The sequence below is a fragment of the Globicatella sp. PHS-GS-PNBC-21-1553 genome, from assembly GCF_033564055.1.
GTDB lineage: Bacteria > Bacillota > Bacilli > Lactobacillales > Aerococcaceae > Globicatella > Globicatella sulfidifaciens.
This window is the reverse complement of sequence record NZ_CP085470.1, coordinates 658,183-678,337: the sequence shown is the minus strand read 5'-3', so window position 1 is coordinate 678,337 and position 20,155 is coordinate 658,183. Positions and strand designations below refer to the sequence as shown.

The following is a 20,155-nucleotide window of genomic DNA, read 5'->3' as shown; positions in this document are numbered from 1 at the left end:
TCAAGAGGTGACTAAACTTTGTTAACACATAAGGAAGCAAGAGTACAAGCCAAAGAAATTGTTGCAAAGATGACATTGGAGGAGAAAATCGATCAAATTAATTTTAGAGCTCCAGCTATCGAACGTTTAGGCATTCCAGATTATAACTATTGGAATGAAGCCCTACATGGTGTCGCTCGAGCAGGGGTTGCGACGGTATTCCCTCAAGCAATTGGCCTAGCGGCGATATTTGATGAAGCATTTATGGAAAAAGTAGCGGATGTTATTTCTACTGAAGGACGTGCAAAATATAATCAATATCATGGTGAAGCGGACAACGATATTTATAAAGGATTAACTTTTTGGTCACCAAATATAAATATTTTCCGTGATCCACGTTGGGGGAGAGGACAAGAAACCTATGGTGAAGATCCTTACTTAACTGCACGCATGGGGGTTGCGTTTATTAAAGGGTTACAAGGTGATGGACCCTATATGAAATTAGCCGCTTGTGCGAAGCATTTCGCGGTACACAGTGGTCCTGAAGCCGACCGCCATTCTTTTGATGCAGTTGTTTCTAAAAAAGATATGTATGAAACATATTTACCAGCATTTGAAGCTGCTGTTAAAGAAGCCGATGTTGAAAGCTTTATGGGTGCATATAATGCAGTCAATGGCATTCCAGCTTGTGTGCATCCGGAATTATTACAAGAAATTTTAAGAGGAAAATGGAATTTCCAAGGACATGTCGTATCTGATTATGCTGCGTTAGAAGACGTACATTTAAACCATCATTATACTAATAATGCAGCGGAAACAATGGCATTAGCAATGCAAATTGGTTGTAACTTATGCGCTGGTAATATTTCTGATGCCTTGTATGAAGCGCATGGACGTGGACTGGTTACGGAAGAAGAAATTACTAATTCGGTTATTGAATTATATACCACACGTGTTCGACTAGGAATGTTTGCAGATGATAACGAATTGGATCAAATACCATATGAAGTGAATGCAAGTAAGGATCATCAAAAGGTTTCTCTAGAAGCAGCACGTAAATCAATGGTTCTATTAGAAAACAAAGATTTCTTACCACTTAATAAAGTGGATATTCAAGCGGTAGCAGTGATTGGACCTAATGCTCGCAGCGTTGAAGTCTTACAAGGAAACTATTTTGGTATTGCGGAAAGAAATACGACCTTTGTTGATGGTTTGCAAAATTATTTAGGCGACGATGCCAGGGTGTTTTATGCTCCGGGTGGTCATTTATTTAAAGAACATGCAGAGTCTACTTTGTCTCGTCCATTCGAAAGAGAATCGGAAGCGATAATTGCGGCGAAACATTCGGATGTGGTGGTTCTATGTCTAGGATTAGATCCAACTATTGAGGGAGAACAAGGGGATTCTGGTAATGTATACGGTTCGGGAGATAAGTATGATCTCTTCTTACCAGAAGTACAACGTCGTCTAATAGAAAAAGTATTAGCCATTGGTAAACCGGTAATACTGGCGGTATCAGCTGGTTCTGCGATTTCATTAAATGGGTTGGAAGAACACCCTAATCTTAAAGCGATTGTTCACACTTGGTATCCAGGTAGTCATGGTGGAACGGCTCTAGCTGAAATGATTTTTGGAGAGATTAGTCCAAGTGGAAAATTACCATTAACCTTCTATCGTACGGCAGAAAACTTACCTGATTTCTCAGATTACGGTATGAAAAATAGAACTTACCGTTACTTAGAAGAAACACCATTATATCCATTTGGCTATGGCTTACATTATTCTAAAGTGGAACTTAAGGATTTAGTGGTGAATAAAGCAAATGAATGCTATAACGTTGAGGTAACCGTTGAGAATACGGGCGACTTTGATATTGAAGAAGTGATTCAAGTTTATGCTAAGACAGATTCAAAACATGAAACATTAAATGGTAAACTAGTTGGATTTAAGCGTATTGCTTTAGCGAAAGGTGCTATAGAAACCGTGAAGCTTGACGTGCCAGTTTCGAATTTAACAGTGGTGGATGATGCGGGTGAACGCATTTTAGATGGTGAAAAAGTCTTATTGACCATTTCGACCGGATTCCCATGTGACCGTCTAGCTGAACTAAATCAACCAACACCATTATCTGAAGAATTATTATTAAAATAACAAGGAGAAAGCGATGAAGAAATATACAAATTTGTTCCAAGAGTATGGATACGATGAAAAAGAAATTCAAGAAAGACTTGATAATATTTGGTATGAAATGTTTGAAGGACCAGACAAAGTATATTTTGAAAACGACGAAGGTTTAGGTTACGTCGTTGATACAGGGAATATCGATGTCAGAACTGAAGGAATGTCCTATGCGATGCTATTAGCCGTTCAATATGATAAAAAAGATTACTTTGATAAATTATGGGGCTGGACTAAAAAATACATGTATATGGATACTGGCGAAAACGCACATTATTTTGCTTGGTCGGTTGACCCTTCAGGTGAGAAAAACTCATATGGACCTGCTCCAGATGGAGAAGAGTTCTTTGCAATTGATTTAATTTTTGCGTCTAATCGCTGGGGTGATGGCGAAGGAATCTATAATTATTTACATGAAGCGCAAGAATTACTGAAATACATGGTCCATAAAGGTAGTAAATTCGAAGGCGATCCAATGTTTGATCCTGAAACTAAGTTAATTAAGTTTGTTCCGAATTGCGATTTTACTGATCCATCCTATCATGTGCCACATTTTTATGATTATTTTGCGATTCATGCTTTCGAGGAAGATCGCGCATTTTTTAAAGAGGCTGCACAAGCGAGTCGTGAATATTTACCGACTGCTTTCCATCCAGAAACTGGCTTAAATCCTGAATATAGTTTATACGATGGGACACCGAAATATGATAGTGAACATCCACATTTTTATAGTGATGCCTATCGTACGGCCATGAACGTAGCGATTGATATGGAATGGAATGAAAAAATTCCTGTTTTACAGGAAAGACTTAAAACATTACAACAATTCTTTATCGACGAAAACAATCCAGGTTATCAATATGAGTTAACCATTGAGGGAGAGCCAACCGATAAGGAAATCTTACACCCAGTAGGGTTATTAGCAACTTTAGCTGCAGCTTCGTTGGCTAATAAAGAAACAGATAATGCGAAAGAATTTGTCAAACGATTCTGGGCGACACCTATCCGTAAAGGTGAGAGAAGATATTATGATAACTTCTTATATGCATTCTCATTTATGTCATTAAGCGGTCGTTACCGAGCATTCGAGAAAGTAGGCGAATAATGAATTTATACAAGAATCCAATTTTAGAAGGTTTTTCTCCTGATCCATCTGTTTGTGCGGTAGGGGATGATTATTATTTAGTTACGTCGACCTTTGCTTATTTTCCTGGTGTTCCTATTTATCATAGTAAAGATTTGGTTAATTGGACTCAGATTGGCAATATTTTAGATAGACCCGAACAATTACCATTACAAAATGCGGACCATTCTCAAGGGATTTTTGCACCAAGCATTCGCTATCATGATGGGATATTTTATATGACCACTACCAATGTTACCAATGGAGGCAACTTTTATGTAACGGCGACAGACCCAGCGGGGCCTTGGTCAGAGCCACACTATTTAGAAAATGCACCGGGCATTGATCCTAGTTTATTCTTTGATGAAGATGGCAAATGTTATTACGTTGGTACCAGACCTAATCCCAAAGGGGTCACCTACAATGGAGATTGGGAAGTTTGGTTACAAGAATTAGACTTAGAAACGCATCAATTAGTAGGTGTGAGTACAGCCTTATGGAAAGGAGCGTTGCGAGACGCAATTTGGCCAGAAGGACCGCATATCTATAAAAAAGATGGTTATTATTACTTAATGATTGCTGAAGGTGGAACGAGTTTTAATCATGCCATTACCATTGCGCGTTCAGAAAAAGTGGATGGTCCATACATTGGTAATAAAAATAATCCGATTTTAACGCATCGACATTTAGGTAAAGATTTCCCAGTTTGTAATGTTGGACATGGTGACCTTGTTGAGACACCGGAAGGCCATTGGTATATGACATGCTTAGCTAGTCGTATTTTTGATGGGTATAGTAATTTAGGAAGAGAAACATTTTTAGCAGAAGTGAAATGGGAAGATGGATGGCCGGTGGTGAATCCAGGCGAAGGCCGTTTATTAACCGAAGCCCCTCATTTATTACCATTGTTACCAACTGAGAAAGTCAGTCACTTTGCCATTACCAAAGATAATCCAGCTTTCTTATATTTAAGAAACCCTATTGAAGAGAACTATCGTTGGAATGAAACGGACCATTCGGTAAGTTTAATACCTAGCCGAGTAAGCTTACAGGATATTGATAGCCCAACCTATCTTGGTTTAAGACAGAAATCAATGTATTATCGCTTCGCTGTCGAAATCGATGCCAGATTAGACGCTAATTCGACTGGTGGGATTGTGTTGTTACAAAATAATCTTTATTACATTCAATTAAGAGTTGAGAAAAATCAAACCGATTATCAGGTTTTAATGGAATCAGTATTAGATGGTGAAACGACAATTTTAGGTCAACAAACGGTGCCATCCTCATCAATGACCTTAATCTTTGAAGGGGACGGACAACAATTAACAGGTAAAGTCTTATTTGATGGTGATGAATTAGTAGTAGCGGATAAAGTGGATGCCCACTATTTAAGTACAGAAGTAGCAGGCGGATTTGTGGGATGTACTTTAGGAGTTTTTGCTATATCTGAAGATAAACCATCAGAGGGTTACTTAAAAGTAAATAATATCACACATCAAATCAATCGATGATTTTAATGAGGTGAGTTTAGATGAAGAAATTAGCCATTACATTTGATGATGGACCTAATGAATACACCAATGAAATATTAGATATATTAAATCAGTTCGAGGTTAAGGCAATCTTCTTTATTTGGGCAGAATTGGAAGCGTAACATCAAGCAGTTATGACACGAATGGTTGAGGAAGGACATCAACTTGGCAACCATACTTTCACTCATCCGGACCTAACAAAAATAACAGCCGATGAAGTGAGAGTAGAAGTTGAAAAAGCTGAAGAAGTCATTAAACGCTATACCGATAAAAACCCACATTTGTTGAGACCACCATATGGGTATATTAATGAAGAAGTTGAAAAAATCAAAATTAACTATAGACATCTTTGCTTAAATACAGTAAAACACATGTAAAGTATTGAAAGCGATAACCTAGGAGGATTTATGAAAATTAAATTATTAACGTTCATTGTATTGAACACTTTACTTATAGGATTAGCTTTTCCATCTGTTTCCCTTGCTGAATCAAATGAGGGTTATCATATCACTTTTGAAGACGGGCCAGAAGGGTTTGGACCAAGAGGTGAGAATGAAACAGTCGAACAAACAAATGAGGATGCATATGAAGGAGAGCACGCATTAAAAGTCACTGGTAGAACAGAAGCTTGGAATGGGCCATCGCTTCAAATTAGTGAATTAGTAGAAGAATCTATGGAATATCATTTTTCCGTTAGGGTGAAACTTGTAGACGAAGGATCCGCTGAATTACAGTTATCCACTCAAATTGGGGAGGGGAATAATGCTAGCTATCAGACCATTGATAATCAAATGGTTAATTCTCATACATGGAAGCTTTTAGAAGGGACTTTTAGATACGACTCTATAGTCGATGATTTTATTAGTGTTTACGTTGAAAGTTCAGGGAATGATTCCGTTTCTTACATGATTGACGATTTCACTCTAACCCCCACTGGCAACAAAATCGAAACACTAACTCAATCAGATGTCCAGTCAATAAAGGAAGTGTATGAGGAGTACTTCTTAATAGGTAATGCTGTATCTATGTCAGAATTGGGTGGGCAGAGATTAGAGCTTCTTAAAGAGCATCATAATTTGGTAACTGCTGAAAATGCGATGAAGCCGGCATCATCTTACAACTCTAATCAGGAATTTGACGTTACCGATCAAATAAGATTGGTAGATAGAGTGAAAGAGGAAGGATTACTGCTTCATGGACACGTATTAGTCTGGCACCAGCAATCACCAGAATGGCTACATACGAGAGATGGAGAACGATTGTCGCGGGAAGAAGCTTTAGCTAATATGGAAAGTCACATAGAAAAAACCATTTTAGCATACGGGGACAGCGTTATTTCATGGGATGTAGTAAACGAAGCAATGAATGATAATCCAACTGACCCTGAAATGTGGCGTTCTATGTTAAGACGATCAGAGTGGGCTGAAGCCATTGGAGATGACTATGTTGAATTGGCTTTTATGAAAGCTAGGGAAGTGCTAGATGAAAACGGTTGGCACGATGTCAAACTTTACTACAATGACTACAATGATGATAATCAAAATAAAGCCACAGCTATTTATCATATGGTAAAAGAAATTAACGAAAATTATGCAGAAAACCATCCTGGTGAACGTTTAATTGATGGTGTGGGAATGCAAGGACATTACAATATGGGAACCAATATAGATAATGTCCGGCAATCTATAGAGCGATTTAAAGAGTTAGATGTAGAAATAGGTGTTACAGAGTTGGATATTCAAGCAAACACTACTTCGGAATTAACAGAAGAAGAAGAAATTGCTCAGGGAATTCTGTACGCTCAGCTATTTTCATTGTACAAAGAGCATTCTGACGTAATCTCAAGAGTAACGTTTTGGGGGTTAAACGATTCTACAAGTTGGCGATCGGAAAGTAGTCCTCTTCTTTTTGATGGGGACTTACAGCCCAAAAAGGCCTTTGAAGCAGTTATTGACCCGGAAGGCTTTTTAGCAACCTATGCTTCAGAGAAGGAGGAAGTGGAAAATAGGCGGACTGTAGCAACTTATGGGACCCCTGAAATAAGTGAAGAGTTAGATGAACTTTGGTATGCAGCGGATTCTATAGACGTGAATCGTTATCAAATGGCTTGGCAAGGAGCCACGGGTGTGGGGAGACTTCTTTGGGATGAAGATTATCTATACGTTCTCGTAGAAGTCGATGATAGCACTATTGATACGACTGGAGAAGAAGACTGGGAGCAAGATTCGATAGAAGTATTTCTTAGTGAGACTCGTCATTCTGACTCTTCATATAAAGAAGGAGATGGTCAATACCGGGTGAATGCAGATGGTGAAGAAACTGTTGGAGAAACAACGGCTCAGGCCATTGAGCGTTCACTTGTGACTCAAACGGCTACAGGATACAGTGTGCAAATGGCTATTAAATGGCAGGTTTTAGACCCTGAAGAAGGAGATGCCATTGGTTTTGACTTACAAATAAATGATGCGACATCTGGAAACAGAGAAAGTGTAGCTATATGGAATGATTTAAGTGGCCAAGGATATCAAAACCCCATGGTCTTTGGTGAGCTTGAATTAGGAGGATACAGTGTTGATTCAGAAAGGTAGAGTACAAACAGAAACAAGTTCTATGGTCGCTAAAGCGAGCCATAGAACTTATCTAAAAATAATTCAACAAAAAAGATTATTATTCTCCACCAACGTCATTTGACGTAGAACCAAAAATCATTGATAAAAAGATTGTCTTGTGGACAGCAGATTCAAAGGATTGGTCAAAAATTGAGGCACCAGAAATAATCCAAAAAGTTCAAAAAAATGTTACCAATAACGACATATTGTTGTTGCATTGTTTTGAACAAACGGTAATAGCATTACCTGAAATCTTAACAGATTTAACTGATAAAAATTATCAATTTGTGACCGTAGATGATATCTTAAGTTAGCTGGTTGTTGACGATTTAAGTGAGGTGAATTTAGATGAAGAAAATAGCCATTACATTCGATGATGGACCTAATGAATACACCAATGAAATATTAGATATATTAAATCAGTTCGAGGTTAAGGCAACCTTCTTTATTTGGGCAGAATTGGAAGCGCAACATCAAGCAGTTATGACACGAATGGTTGAGGAAGGACATCAACTTGGCAACCATACTTTCACTCATCCGGACCTAACAAAATTAACAGCCGATGAAGTGAGAGTAGAAGTTGAAAAAGCTGATGAAGTCATTAAACGCTATACCGATAAAATCCCACATTTGTTGAGACCACCATATGGGTATATTAATGAAGAAGTTGAAAAATTCATTGATAAAAAGATTGTCTTGTGGACAGCAGATTCAAAGGATTGGTCAAAAATTGAGGCACCAGAAATAATCCAAAACGTTCAAAAAAATGTTACTAATAACGACATATTGTTGTTGCATTGTTTTGAACAAACGGTAATAGCATTACCTGAAATCTTAACAGATTTATCTGATAAAAATTATCAATTTATGACCGTAGATGATATCTTAAGTTAACTGGTTGTTGACGATTTAGTAAGAGAATTTATTAATTAATGTGAGATAACTATTCGATAATAATGTTATCTCACTTTTAATCTATTGATTTAAGTGTTTGGGAGTAAAATGTATGGCAAACGATATGACTAAAGGTAATCCAATAAAACTTATTTTGCTTTTTGCAATTCCGCTTTTTATTGGTAATATTTTTCAATAAATTTATAATATGGCAGATACTTTTATTGTGAGCCGTACAATAGGGGTGGAAGCTTTAGCTGCAGTAGGTTCTACTGGGAGTATTATGTTTTTAATTTTAGGGTTTGCTCATGGCTTAACGTCCGGCTTTGCAATTCCGTTATCACAAAAATATGGAGCTAAAGAATATCATCAGCTAAATAAATCATTTGGTGTCTCTTTGATGATAACTTTTGGTATCGGTAGTGTTTTATCTATTGCCAGTATGATGTTAAGTCGAAAGTTGTTAGAAGCCATGCAGACTCCACCTGAAATTATGGAACATGCTGCTAAATATATTTTTATTATTTGTAGTGGAATCTTAGCGACCATGTTATATAATCTACTATCTAACATTTTGCGCGCCATTGGGGATTCTAGAACACCGTTGGTTTTTTTAATCATTGCTAGTTTTATCAATATTGCTTTAGATTTGTTCTTTATCTTGAAGTTAAAGATGGGCGTTGATGGAGCAGCAATAGCAACGGTTGTTTCACAATGTTTTTCAGCAATTGCATGTTTAATTTATATATGGCGTAATTTACCAATGTTACATCTTAAAAGAGAATCTTTTAAAACAACTAAAGAAGAAGTGCGCCATCACTTAGGAATAGGCTTTCCTATGGGATTCCAAATGTCAATTATTGCGATTGGTGCTATTGCTATTCAAATCTCCTTAAACCGTTTGGGATCAACCGCGGTAGCGGCTTATACAGCATCAAATAAAATTGATCAAGTCGCTACGATGCCGATGATGTCCTTTGGCGTGGCTATGGCAACGTATGCAGCACAAAATTATGGTGCAAAAAATATGAGCGCATTTGGGTTGGAGTTCGCGATACAGTAAAAATATCTGTTACATATAGTTTTATTGTGGGGATATTAATTAATTTATTTAGTCATCATTTAATTGAAATCTTTATAGGGAAAGGCCAGACAGAAGTGCTTGCACTTTCAAAATGGTTTTTCTTAACAAATTCTTCTATTTATTTCTTCTTAGCTATGTTGTTTATTTACCGTTATACGCTGCAAGGTGTGGGTGAGACTAGGGTACCAACCATTGCAGGAATTATCGAATTATCTATGAGAGTGTTTGCTGCCGTTATTTTATCGAAATATTTTGGATTTATTGGCGCCATTATCGCAAACCCCTTAGCATGGATAGGAGCATTAATACCGATGATGTGGAAATATTATCGCTTTAAAAAAGCACATACACTTCAAGAATTTGGAGGAGATTTAATTGTTAGTGAAAAAAATTAATTTAGTCGAGAATGATGTTCATGCCACTTTAACAACGTATCTATTAGATGATTCGACTGAATTATTAAATGGAAAGAAAAGACCGGCTATTATTGTATGTCCAGGTGGGGGATATTTTAATTGTTCCGACCGTGAAGGAGAGCCTGTAGCTTTAAAATTAAATAGTATGGGCTACCATGCGTTTGTTCTTAGATATAATGTCTATTTAGAACCAGATGATGATTATATGATTGTTCATCAAAGTGAAACATTAGAGCCAAAAGAACGGACTCAATTTCCAAAACCAATGCATGATATTGCGAAAGCGATGCTATTAATTCGTGAATATTCCGAAGAGTGGTTGGTTGATGTTGACCGAATTGGAATATGTGGTTTTTCTGCTGGTGGTCATAATGTATTATCTTACGGTGTTCACTGGAATCATGATCTGATTCAAGAAGCCTTTGATAATGTTGGGAAAGCACTGCGACCCGCTTTGGTGATTGCCGGTTATCCAATTTCAGATTATTTTGCAATGAGAGATTATTTGGATAAAAAGCGACCAGAAGGAAAAGCTTTCTTTAGTAAATCAAGCACAGTATTATTTGGCACCTGCACCCCGAGTGATGAAACTTTATTTTTAGCAAGTCCAGCGCGTCAGGTAAGTAAGGATACTCCACCAATGTTTTTATGGTCAACCTTTGGTGATCAACAAGTACCGATTGAACAAACTACCTTGATGGCGAAAGCATTAGCAGCTGAAGAAATCCCATTTGCTTGTCATATTTTTGAAACAGGGCCGCATGGATTAAGTGTTGCAACCCAACTGTCATCGGATGCGCAATCCAAAATTAATTTAAATGTAGCGAAATGGATGGATTTGTTAGAAACGTGGTTGTTAGAAAGATTCAAGTTAGAATTACCTGCAAAAAGTTGGTATGAAGAATAAAAAAGCGTCGGCTGGTATGAAACCAGTCGACGTTTTTTGAGGTTATTATAGATTATTCAGACTTAATCGCCAAATTTTTCCCAAGATTCTAAATAGGAATCATAGTCATGTTGTTCGCGAAATTTGCTCGGACTTAAATCATAATAATTAGAAAAGCTCTTAGAAAAATAGAGTGGATCATGAAAGCCGACTTTTTGACTTATCGCACTAATTGTGTCATCGGTGGTTAAAAGTAAAGAAGCTGCGACTGTTAATCGTCGGTCGAGTAAAAATTGCTGTGGCGAAAAGTCGTATTTTTTCTTAAATAATTTATATAAATAACTACGACTGACCGCTAGGTATTCAGCGACTTCTTCTATACTAATCTCATTCATATAATTGGTATAAATATAATGGTAGGCCACTTCGGCTAATTCTTTCGAGACCAACGAGTTGGTCGTATTTTTAACCGAAAATTCCTTTTTTATATAATTAAATAATAAATACAATTGACTCTTGTACCAGAATTCATTAGGTAAATTTGATTCATTTTTTAAGGTAGTTTCACAAATGTTTTTAATTACCTCTTGAGTTTTGCCATTAGGATGGAACTTTATTACATGCTCATTTTTCAACAAAGTACCGGTAAGATATTCATCCAATTTGTCTCCTTTTAGTCCAATCCAATAGGTCGTCCAGGGATGTTCTAAATTAGGGTAATAATGAACATCATCAGAGTGGCGAATAATATAGCCTTCGTCCTTGCTAAGACGGTATTCTTGTCCATCAACCTTAAAAAAACCTTCCCCATCCACTACTAAATGGAGGACATAATTTTGATAAACTTTGTACTGATAAGTCTCGACTTCGTTATAAGTTTGGATGCCACACTCATCAATATTTAAATCCGTTTCTGGATTGTTAAAATAAACCCATAAATTTCTCATAGCACCCTCCATTGATTGGAAACATTATTCCATGTATTTTTATTCATTATAACATAGATTATTCTACAGTTGTATCATATAATTTAAAGTGTAGAAAACGTTTTCAGATTTGTTTCAAAAAATTAGGAGGAAAAAAGAATGAAAAAATGGATGAAAAAGTTTAGTGGTTTATTAGCAGTCGGAACTTTAGGATCAGCTTTAGCAACAAATCTTCCAAGTGTTTCAGCTCAAGAAGAAATTAATGTGTGGGCATGGGATCCGAACTTTAATATTAAAGCCTTAAATATTGCGGCGGAATATTATGCAAAAGAAAACCCAGATTTAAAAGTAACAATTGAAGAAAATGCACAAGATGACATTATTCAAAAATTAAATACAGCAATGAGTGCTGGTGTAACAGATAGCTTACCAAATATTGTTTTAATTGAAGACTATCGTGCACAAAGTTTCTTAACAGCATATCCAGATACTTTTATTCCTTTAAATGATTATATTAATTCAGAAGATTTTGCACCATATAAAATTGAAGCAAGTACGGTAGAAGATAATTTCTATTCAGTACCTTTTGATACTGGGGTTACAGGTTTATATGTACGTACGGATATTCTAGAAGAAGCAGGATATAAAGTAGATGATTTACAAGACATTACTTGGACAGAATTAGAAGAAATCGGCTTAAAAGTACAAGAAACTACTGGTTTAAAAACTTTATCAATGGATTTAAATGATCTTGGACTATTACGTGCGATGATTAACGGATCTGGTTCTTGGTATACGACAGAAGACGGAGTCACACCAAACATTGCTAACAATGCTGCTTTAAAAGAAGCTTTTGCTACTTTCAAATCAATGTATGAAAAAGATTTAGTGAACGTTCATAGTGACTGGGCTCAAATGTTAGAAGCGTTCAACACCGGTGTCGTTTGGACTGTTCCGCAAGGAAACTGGATTACACCATCAGTTGTTCAAGCAGCAGATCAAGCTGGTAAGTGGACGGTTGTGCCTTGGCCTAAACAAGAAGTGGATGGAGCAACTCATTCTTCTAACTTAGGTGGTTCTTCATTCTATGTGATTAATAAGGAAGGTTCAGAAGCTGCAGCTGATTTCTTAGCTAAAACATTTGGTTCTAATGTTGAATTTTATGGTGATTTGATTACGGAAATGGGTGCTTTAGGTACGTATTTACCTGCACTAGAATCAGATGCCTATGATACTGAAGTTGAATTTTTTGGCGGACAAACAATTTATAAAGATTTTGCCGAATGGTCTGCTGAAATTCCTTCATTAAACTATGGTATTCATACCTATGCAATTGAAGATATTATGGTGGCAGCTTTACAACAGTATTTAGCTGGTGGCGACATCGATCAAATCTTCCAAGATGCTCAAGCCCAAGCAGAAAACCAATTAAATAACTAATATCTGTGTAAAAAATAAATTAAGGGCTGTAGAATGACAAACTTCTACAGCCTTTATAAATAGGAGTGAGAATTATGAATGTCTTTCAAAGACGAAAATTATTAGGTTGGGCTTTTATTGCTGCACCAGTGGCCTTAATCATTTTATTCTATTTTTATCCAATGCTATCAGCCTTTATCATGTCATTGCAGTCTGGAAAAGGTGCGAATTTATCTTTTGTAGGATTAACTAACTATAAGCGTTTATTATCTGATCCAGTCTTTATTCAATCTTTAAAAAACACCTTAATATTCTTGATTTTCCAAGTGCCGATTATGGTTGTTCTAGCTATTTTCTTCTCGGTTTTATTAAATAATAAAACGTTGAAGTTCAAAGGGATTTTTAGAACGATTGTGTTCTTGCCGTCTGTCACTTCATTAGTTGCGTATTCTTTAATATTTAAATATATTTTCGCAAATAATGGTGTTTTAAACCAAATACTAATGGCAATCAATGTTTTGGATAAGCCAATAATGTGGTTATCACATCCATTTTGGGCAAAGGTGGTCATTATTATTGCTATTACTTGGCGTTGGACAGGTTATAATATGATTTTCTTCCTTTCCGCTTTACAGAATATTGATGACCAAATTTATGAAGCGGCGGATGTAGATGGTGCGTCACCTATTGATAAGTTCTTTAAAATTACGTTGCCATTATTAAAACCAGTTATTTTATTTACATCAATTACCTCAACGATTGGGACCTTGCAATTATTCGATGAACCAATGAACATTACTCAAGGTGGACCGGGTAATGCAACGATGACCATCTCACAATATATCTATAATCTTTCGTTTAAGTATACACCAGACTTTGGCTATGCCGCTGCGGTTTCTTATGCGATAGTTATTTTAGTCATTATATTCTCTATTATTCAATTGAAAGTAGGTAATCGCGATGAAAAATAAAAATAATATTTTTATATATATCTTTTTATTGATGATGTCGATTGTATTTGTCTTTCCGTTTTACTTCATGATTATTTCAGCGACGAATGCCAGTGTCGATGTAACGAGCGGCTCTTTATTGCCAGGAAAAGAATTATTAAACAATTTGAAAAACGTGTTTGAGCAAACAGATATGGTTACGGCTTTAAAAAACTCTGCCATTATTGCTGTCTCACAAACTGTTTTAGCATTAATAATCAGTTCTATTGCCGGGTATGCTTTTGAAGTCTATCGTTCCAAATGGACGGATATTGTCTTTAATATTATTTTGATGTCAATGATGATTCCATTTGCCGCCTTAATGATTCCATTATTTAAATTCTTTGGCCGTTTATCAACCATTAATCCTATGATTGGATTCAATACTTATGCATCAGCTTATTTACCTTATATTGCAACTGCGTTCTTAATCTTTTATTTCCGTCAAAATACTAAAATGTTCCAACAAGAATTGTTAGAAGCTGGGCGGATTGACGGTTTATCTGAAATTGGTTTATTCTTTAGAATTTACATGCCGACGATGAAAAATACCTACGCAGCAGCAGCGATTATTACTTTTATGAATGCTTGGAATAATTACTTATGGCCATTGGTTACTTTACAAACTAATGAAATGCGTACAGTACCGTTACTATTATCTAATTTAGGATCAAGTTATGCACCGGACTATGGCTTAATGATGATTGCGATTTTAATCGCCACCATCCCGACATTAATTATCTTCTTTGTATTACAGAAATATTTTGTAGCGGGTATGTTAGGTGCTGTTAAATAAGAAAGGATGAAGAAAAAAGTGTTATTACCTAATTATTTTGAAAATTTAGAGGTATTTCATGTAAATACTTTGCCTAGGAAAAATTATTATGTCCCATTCCATACAGATGAATTGTTTGAGACCTTAACCGATCGTACGAAAAGTGAGTACTTCCATAATTTAAATGGCGATTGGGATTTTAAATACTTTACGAGTGTCAATCGAATTGAGAAAGCATATTGGGAAGACGATACTGATTTAAGTTATGACCAAATTCCTGTACCAAGTTGTTGGCAATTATATGGCTATGACCAAATCATGTATACCAATACTGAATATCCGATTCCGTTTGATCCGCCTTATGTCCCATTTGAAAATCCGGCTGGTTTATATCGTCGTCATTTTAAAATCAATAAAAAAGAACAAAAAGAATATCAATTAACCTTTGAAGGGGTCGATTCTGCTTATTATGTTTGGGTCAATCATCAATTTGTAGGTTATAGCCAAATTTCTCATGCCAGTTCAGAATTTGACATTACGCAATTTCTTCAAGATGGCGAAAATACATTGCATGTGTTAGTGTTAAAATGGTCGGATGCGACGTATCTTGAGGATCAAGATAAATTCCGTTATAGTGGCATTTTCCGTGATGTGTATGTCTTAGAGCGTGAGGTTGACCGAGTAGAAAGTTTCTTTGTTCGTCAAAGTTTCAATGATGATTTATCATTAGCTACTTTATCCGTTGAGCTTAACAAAACATGCGAAAATTTAGACGTTAAGTACCAATTATTAGCACCGAATAATGAGGTGGTCCATGAGGGAACGACATCAGACAGTGATTTTACGATTGAAGTGATGAATCCAGTTTTATGGAATGCGGAAGAACCTCAATTATACCGCTTATTGTTATCCGTAGGCAGTGAACATATTCAACAATTAGTAGGAATTCGCTTAGTAGAAATGAAAAATAATCAATTTTATGTGAATAATCGTTCGGTAAAATTAATAGGGGTTAATCATCATGATACGAATGCAAACACTGGAGCGACCGTGACACTTGATGATCAATGGAAAGATTTAACGCTAATTAAACAATATGGATTTAATGCTTTAAGAACAGCCCATTATCCAAAAAATGGCCAATTTTATGAATTGACAGACCTAATTGGGTTATATGTTATGAGTGAAGCGGACTTAGAAGGTCATGGGGTGGTAGACCTATATGGAATGGGTGGTAATGATAATTACAATGTTTTACCAGAAGATCCAGCCTTTGAAAGAGCTTTTGTCGACCGGATGGATGCTTCGATTATCCCATACTTTAATAATAGTTCCATTGTAATGTGGTCAGCTGGTAATGAGACCGGTTATGGTCCTAATATTGAAGCGATGTTAAAACATGCACGTCAGTTAGATCCTTCTCGTCCATTGCATTATGAAGCGTATTGGTACTATGACCGCAGTAAAGAATATGATACTCAATATTTTGATAGTTGGAGTCGTATGTATGCTTCACCTACGGAAATTAAAGAATATTATTTAGACATTGAAAATATTGAAAAAGCGTTTATGTTATGTGAATACGCCCATGCTATGGGGAATAGTTCGGGGGATTTGACGGAATATTATGAGTTATTCTACCAATACCCAGAATTTGTCGGTCTTTATGTTTGGGAATGGGCTGACCATGCGGTCAATCTGAATCGTTTTGAACCTGATAAAACACCGGTTTATCGTTATGGTGGCGATTTTGGTGAATATCCGCATGCAGGTAATTTCTGTATGGACGGTTTAATGTATCCGGATCGAACACCGCATGTCCTGGTAAAAGAACACCAAAACTTATTTAAACCTTTCTTGTTAGAAGACCTTGATTTAAATGCAAAGCAGTTTACGTTTAAAAATCGTCTCGATTTTGTTAATGCAAAAGACCGTTTTAAAGTGACTTTAGAAGTAGCGGATTTAACAGGAGCAATAGTGGCAACTCACGAATTACCAAGGCTAGATATTGCACCACAAGCCAGTTTGACAGTTGATTTAAAGGACACATTGACGGATTTAACCACAATTAGCATTATCCGTTTTGTTTATCACGATTTATCGGATAATTTTGTTGGTTTTGATTGGGTTGAAGTCAATGAATTTGAGTTAACTTTAGAATTACCAGAATCTTCCACCAATATTACTTATGCGGAAACGAATGCAACCGTGTCCATTACAACTGCTTTTGGTGAGGTCGTATTAAGTAAAGCAAACGCAGCGATTGAGCAATTAAAAGTGAATGAACAAACACTTTTAAATCAACCGGGAGAGTGGAGTATCTGGCGTGCACCGACTGATAATGATCGTAACATTAAGCGCGAATGGCTACAAGCCAATTTTAATCGTCATCAAACAAGAGTACATGAGACGCATATTACGCAAGCAGATGATCAAGTAAAAGTGTCCTTTGATGCGGTCATGCATGCTGTCGCAAGACAAAACTTCTTGGAGATGACCCTTGAGTATACTATCTTTGCCAATGGTTTGATTGAAGTGGCAGGAAAAGTGGCTAAAAATCCAGTGATTCCATTTTTACCTCGCTTAGGTATGACCTTGCCGTTACTAGCGAGCTTCGAAAAAGTCAACTATCATGGTTATGGACCGGAAGAAAACTATCGTGACAAACACCATGCATCCTATAAAGGGAACTTTACGACGACGGTAACAGAGATGTATGAACCTTATGTTACACCACAAGAAAATGGTAATCGAAGTATTAACCAACTCGTGCTAACGAATGGTCAACAATCATTGACGGTTCATTCTGTGAACGGCATGCATTTTAATGCTTCTCATTATTCAATTAAACAATTAACAGAAGTGATGCATCGTGATAAATTATTATTGGAGGATATGACTTATCTCCAACTAGATCCACAACAATCTGGTATTGGGACGAATGCTTGTGGACCAGAATTATTCGAGCATTATCGCTTAGATGATGATTTTGAATTTAAGTTTAATTTATTTGTGAAATGAGGTTAAACCATTGATTAAAGTACAAGACCAATTATTTAATATTATTGCTGGTCAGTTTTCATTAATACTTGGCGTACATCATGGTTATGTGACGGTGAAACATCTTGGAGGAGCGATTGACGAGTATCGTCAATCGAATCCCTTAATTGAAAAAGACCATGCGTTTTCGGGTGGCCCTTATACTGATGACCGTACTTATTCGCCTGATACCCAGCGTCACGTCGTAGGGCAATTAGGTCGTAGTGATTTTCGTCAACCATCTGTTATTATCCAACATCATCAAAATCAAGTGACGGATTTTAAATTTGAATCAGCAGAAGTTTTAAAGGAATTTGACGGGCCTAAAGGTTTACCGATGCCGCGTTTAACGGCTGAAAGTGAAATTTTACATTTACAGTTAATCGATGAAGTGGCTGGTCTCCGATTGCATCTTTACTATGTCACGTATCCGGAGTATTCTACTATCGGACAGTTTACCAAAATCGAAAACATCGGTGATGAAACGGTTAATGTGCATAAATTACTTAGTGCTATGATTGATTTACCAAATGGCCAATATGATTTAATGACCTTACAAGGGTATTATGGCATGGAACGTAAAGTTGTTCGACAACCACTTCAGCAAGGTTTAATAGAAATCGGCTCTATTAGAGGATCATCTGGTCATGGTCAAACACCCGCGTTAATTTTATTAGATCATCTAACGCAAGAAGAATATGGTGAAGCTTTAAGTTTACAATTAATGTATAGTGGAAATTTTGAAGCATTTGCGCAAACCAATCAATTAGGCGAGTTGCGATTAGGGATAGGGATTAACGAAACACAATTTAGTTATGATTTAGCACCGGGAGCGAGTTTTGATACACCTTTCGTGATTTATCAGCATACTTATCAAGGTCTAAATGCACTAACACAATTGAGTCATCAATTTATACAAGCGCAAATTTTACCGCAACCGCACCAATATCAATTGCGTCCTATCTTAATCAATAATTGGGAAGCGACTTACTTTGATTTCAATTCTAAAAAATTAAAAGCCATTGCCAAACAAGCAGCTGAAGTGGGTATAGAATTGTTTGTTTTAGACGATGGATGGTTTGGTAAGCGGCAAAATGACCTCAGTTCATTAGGTGATTGGGTCGTCAATACCGAGAAACTTGGGGGAGAGCTATCGGAATTAATAGATTATGTTCATGATTTGGGGCTTCAATTTGGACTTTGGATTGAACCGGAGATGATATCTGAAGATTCGGATTTATACCGTCAGCATCCTGATTGGGTTATTCAAGTTCCAGGACGCAGTCATACATATTCAAGAAGCCAATTAGTATTAAATTTAGCAAATCCTGAAGTAGTATCGTATTTGAAAGCGACCTTTGATGAACTACTCGCTAATCATAAGATTGATTATATAAAATGGGATAGCAATCGTAATATTTCAGATGTTGGAAATGGCTCCACTTATTTAGATACGATGAAGCAGTCGCATCAGTATGTTTTAGGATTATATGAGTTAGCATCTTATTTAACGAATAAATATCCTAATATTCTTTTTGAGTCTTGTTCAGGTGGTGGTGGCCGCAATGATTTAGGCATGATGGCATACTTTGACCAGACGTGGACCAGTGATAATACCGATGCGATTGAACGCTTAAATATTCAATATGGATCCTCGATGCTGTTTCCGGCTATTCATATGGGGGCGCATGTCTCAGCTGCACCTAACCATCAAATGAAGCGTATGACTAGCTTGAATACGAGAGGGCATGTAGCGATGATGGGGAATCTAGGTTATGAATTAGATATTACCTCTATGACCGAAGCGCAATTAATGAAAGTGAGCCAACAAGTGGCAACCTATAAAACAATTCGCCCCGTTATTCAATTGGGGAAACAAGTACGTCTAATGAATCCTTTAGATTCAAGCAATCAACCACAAAACTATACAGCTGTTCAACATTATAATGATGAAACAGTTGTATTAACAGTTGTTAAAGTATTGTCAACCATGGAGAAAATGGAACCCGTTGTTAAACTGAAACACTTAGAATTAAATGCTGATTATCAATTAGTCGGAAAAGAACACATTATTTATTCTGGTGCAGAATTAATGTATGCGGGGATTTCATTGAATTTTCCTCCTGGAGATTTTGTGAGTCAACAATGGGTCTTTAAAAGAATAAAATAGTTACTAATCGTAATAAGAAGCGGACGAGTTTTTGTCCGCTTTTATATTTCGAACAATTGACCAATAAGTTAAGCAGTATAAAAATTTATTACTTTGCTAAAATGTTTAGGGATTGGGCAAGAAGTAGAAAATC

Annotated in this window: 13 protein-coding genes and 2 pseudogenes; 14 read left to right on the top strand and 1 reads right to left on the bottom strand. The window is 36.5% G+C overall.

Going from position 1 to position 20,155, the window contains the following annotated elements; translation table 11 throughout:
• Positions 1-18: 18 nt before the first annotated feature.
• From LB888_RS03100 to LB888_RS03055, 9 genes and pseudogenes are all read left to right on the top strand, one after another.
• A complete protein-coding gene (locus LB888_RS03100) occupies positions 19-2,130 on the top strand; it encodes a glycoside hydrolase family 3 C-terminal domain-containing protein (protein ID WP_318753576.1) in 2,112 nt (703 codons plus the stop codon).
• Positions 2,131-2,143: 13 nt separating this feature from the next.
• On the top strand, positions 2,144-3,262 hold the full coding sequence (locus tag LB888_RS03095) for a glycosyl hydrolase family 8 (protein ID WP_318753575.1): 1,119 nt from the start codon (positions 2,144-2,146) through the stop codon (positions 3,260-3,262).
• Complete coding sequence (locus tag LB888_RS03090) at positions 3,262-4,794, top strand: glycoside hydrolase family 43 protein (RefSeq protein WP_318753574.1); 1,533 nt, start codon at positions 3,262-3,264, stop codon at positions 4,792-4,794. The genes LB888_RS03095 and LB888_RS03090 overlap by 1 nt, the downstream gene beginning before the upstream one ends.
• A 20-nt stretch (positions 4,795-4,814) precedes the next feature.
• A pseudogene (locus tag LB888_RS03085) lies at positions 4,815-5,192 on the top strand (polysaccharide deacetylase family protein).
• Between the two features lie 30 nt (positions 5,193-5,222).
• On the top strand, positions 5,223-7,403 hold the full coding sequence (locus LB888_RS03080) for an endo-1,4-beta-xylanase (RefSeq protein ID WP_318753573.1): 2,181 nt from the start codon (positions 5,223-5,225) through the stop codon (positions 7,401-7,403).
• 137 nt (positions 7,404-7,540) lie between these two features.
• On the top strand, positions 7,541-7,738 hold the full coding sequence (locus LB888_RS03075; RefSeq protein ID WP_318753572.1) for a hypothetical protein: 198 nt from the start codon (positions 7,541-7,543) through the stop codon (positions 7,736-7,738).
• 34 nt (positions 7,739-7,772) lie between these two features.
• Positions 7,773-8,318: a polysaccharide deacetylase family protein gene (locus tag LB888_RS03070; protein ID WP_318753571.1), complete on the top strand. Its 546-nt coding sequence runs from the start codon at positions 7,773-7,775 to the stop codon at positions 8,316-8,318.
• 112 nt (positions 8,319-8,430) lie between these two features.
• A pseudogene (locus tag LB888_RS12145) lies at positions 8,431-9,797 on the top strand (MATE family efflux transporter).
• On the top strand, positions 9,784-10,725 hold the full coding sequence (locus LB888_RS03055) for an alpha/beta hydrolase (protein ID WP_318753569.1): 942 nt from the start codon (positions 9,784-9,786) through the stop codon (positions 10,723-10,725). The pseudogene LB888_RS12145 and the gene LB888_RS03055 overlap by 14 nt, the downstream one beginning before the upstream one ends.
• 62 nt (positions 10,726-10,787) lie before the next feature.
• Here LB888_RS03055 and LB888_RS03050 read toward each other — a convergent pair whose 3' ends face one another.
• On the bottom strand, positions 10,788-11,651 hold the full coding sequence (locus tag LB888_RS03050; RefSeq protein ID WP_318753568.1) for an AraC family transcriptional regulator: 864 nt from the start codon (positions 11,649-11,651) through the stop codon (positions 10,788-10,790).
• Positions 11,652-11,789: 138 nt separating this feature from the next.
• Here LB888_RS03050 and LB888_RS03045 point away from each other — a divergent pair, with 138 nt between their 5' ends.
• From LB888_RS03045 to LB888_RS03025, 5 genes are all read left to right on the top strand, one after another.
• Complete coding sequence (locus LB888_RS03045) at positions 11,790-13,070, top strand: ABC transporter substrate-binding protein (protein ID WP_318753567.1); 1,281 nt, start codon at positions 11,790-11,792, stop codon at positions 13,068-13,070.
• Positions 13,071-13,144: 74 nt separating this feature from the next.
• Positions 13,145-14,020, top strand: a complete 876-nt coding sequence (locus LB888_RS03040) for a carbohydrate ABC transporter permease (protein ID WP_078755850.1) — start codon at positions 13,145-13,147, stop codon at positions 14,018-14,020.
• Positions 14,010-14,834: a carbohydrate ABC transporter permease gene (locus LB888_RS03035; RefSeq protein ID WP_078755849.1), complete on the top strand. Its 825-nt coding sequence runs from the start codon at positions 14,010-14,012 to the stop codon at positions 14,832-14,834. Before LB888_RS03040 ends, LB888_RS03035 begins: the two co-directional genes overlap by 11 nt.
• Before the next feature lie 18 nt (positions 14,835-14,852).
• Entirely contained in the window at positions 14,853-17,834 is a 2,982-nt protein-coding gene (locus LB888_RS03030) for a glycoside hydrolase family 2 TIM barrel-domain containing protein (protein WP_318753566.1), read from the top strand.
• 10 nt (positions 17,835-17,844) lie between these two features.
• Positions 17,845-20,022 carry an alpha-galactosidase gene (locus tag LB888_RS03025; protein ID WP_318753565.1) on the top strand — a complete coding sequence of 726 codons (2,178 nt, stop codon included), beginning with the start codon at positions 17,845-17,847 and terminating at the stop codon, positions 20,020-20,022.
• The last annotated feature ends 133 nt before the right edge of the window (positions 20,023-20,155 follow it).